The sequence below is a fragment of the Shigella sp. FC1544 genome (genome assembly GCF_001722145.1).
Classification (GTDB): Bacteria; Pseudomonadota; Gammaproteobacteria; order Enterobacterales; family Enterobacteriaceae; genus Escherichia; species Escherichia coli.
In genome coordinates this window covers 1-1,666 of sequence record NZ_MECT01000278.1, presented here as the reverse complement: position 1 = coordinate 1,666, position 1,666 = coordinate 1, and the positions used below count along the sequence as shown (strand labels likewise).

The window sequence follows — 1,666 nt, the reverse complement described above, 5'->3', positions numbered from 1 at the left end:
AAGACCGCACGAATATAACGGTGGGTTACCCCCAAACGAATCGGAAAATCGATACTGGAAAAACTCTAACTCGGTGGCCAGTTTTTGTTGACCACTTCAGTTGGCAAAAGCCGAATCTCCGCTGGCTGTTAGCTTGTATGACTATATTAATGATGCTTCGGCACTGGCCTGCCTCATAAATTTGTCGCTGAACCCTTCAGAGGTAAGGGGGCGCAAATGATCCGGAATATTTTCAAACGGTTTACCAATCAGACTTTCCGTTGTCCTCGTCCGGGTCAGTGGTACACCACGCCTGCAGGGCATGTTCTACGTGTTAGCCTGGTCGTGAATGTCAGAAGGTGATTTGTGAACCGCTGGGCCGTAATTACCGCATCAGTATGCCGCTTATAGCCTTTCGCTCCGGAAAAAACATGAAGCATCTCGGAGGTGCTGCATGAGTATGGAGCTGATGGTTAAAGCGATGAAAATTCGAGTGGGAAATCCATTGCGAAAACTGGTTCTGATTAAGCTGGCTGATAATGCCAGCGATCAGGGTGAGTGCTGGCCCAGCTACCAGCATATTGCTGACCAGTGCGAGATTAGCAAACGTTCTGTGATGAATCATATTGCGGCCCTTTGTGAGTCCGGGCTGGTAAAAAAAGTCACCCGGAAAGGTGAAAAAGGTAACTCAAGTAATATCTATCTCCTTCATCTTGATGGTGCAGGAGATTCACTAGGGGGTAGTGCAAATAATTCACTATCTGGTGCAGCAAATTCACCAGGTAGTGCAGGAGTTGCACCAAGGGGTAGTGTAGGAGATTCACCCAGAACCAGTCACTCTTTTGAACCAGTCAAAGAACCAGTCAATGAACCAATAGCTGTTGGTGCATCAGTTGATGAGTCCGTGCGAGTTCGTTCAAACCGACCGGAATACTCTCCGGAGTTTGAGCAGGCATGGCTGGCATATCCCAAACGTGCTGGTGGCAATTCAAAATCTGCAGCCTTCAAAGCCTGGAAAGCCCGTTTGAACGAGGGGGTAAACCCCGAAACCATGCTGGAAGGTGTGAAACGCTACGCGGGCTGGGTATCTGCGATGGGCAATAGCGGCACACAATTTGTGAAACAGGCTGTCACGTTCTTTGGTCCAGATCGTCATTTCGAAGAATCCTGGGAAGTTCCTGCGGTATCTGCAGCCAGACGCGAGGACCCGTACTTCAAAGCCAGTTACGACAACGTGGACTACAGCCAGATCCCGGCAGGATTCAGGGGGGGATTATGAGTCTTTTGAATGAAGTTCAGAAATTCATTGAAGCCCATCCGGGGTGTACTTCCGGAGACATTGCGGATGCTTTTACAGGTTACTCACGGCAGTGCGTTCTGCAGTCAGCAAGCAAATTACGTCAGAGTGGTCGTGTGGCTCACCGTTGTGAAGGGGATACACGCAGACATTTCCCGCGCCTGACTGAGAGAGCGCAGGAGGCGGAACCGCAACCAGTTCGTGAAACCAGACCTGTGCGCAATTTCTATGTCGGCACTAACGACCCGCGGGAGATTTTGTGCCTGACCCGCCAGGCGGAAGAACTGGAGTCCAGGGGCTTATACCGTCGTGCTGCAACGGTGTGGATGGCGGCATTCCGTGAAAGCCACTCCCAGCCAGAACGAAACAATTTTCTGGCGCGTCGTGAGC

Annotated in this window: 2 protein-coding genes and 2 pseudogenes; all 4 read left to right on the top strand. The window is 50.8% G+C overall.

Annotated features, from left to right (window positions below; genetic code table 11):
* Nucleotides 1-100 precede the first annotated feature (100 nt).
* Nucleotides 101-220: pseudogene (locus tag BGK49_RS30470) on the top strand (Rha family phage regulatory protein); the annotation flags it as partial.
* Nucleotides 217-437: pseudogene (locus tag BGK49_RS14180) on the top strand (hypothetical protein). The pseudogenes BGK49_RS30470 and BGK49_RS14180, both read left to right, overlap by 4 nt.
* On the top strand, nt 434-1,258 hold the full coding sequence (locus tag BGK49_RS14175) for a helix-turn-helix domain-containing protein (protein ID WP_000061535.1): 825 nt from the start codon (nt 434-436) through the stop codon (nt 1,256-1,258). The pseudogene BGK49_RS14180 and the gene BGK49_RS14175 overlap by 4 nt, the downstream one beginning before the upstream one ends.
* Nucleotides 1,255-1,666, top strand: a 412-nt coding sequence (locus BGK49_RS14170; protein WP_069375764.1) for a PerC family transcriptional regulator, incomplete at its 3' end; no start/stop codon positions are given. The genes BGK49_RS14175 and BGK49_RS14170, both read left to right, overlap by 4 nt.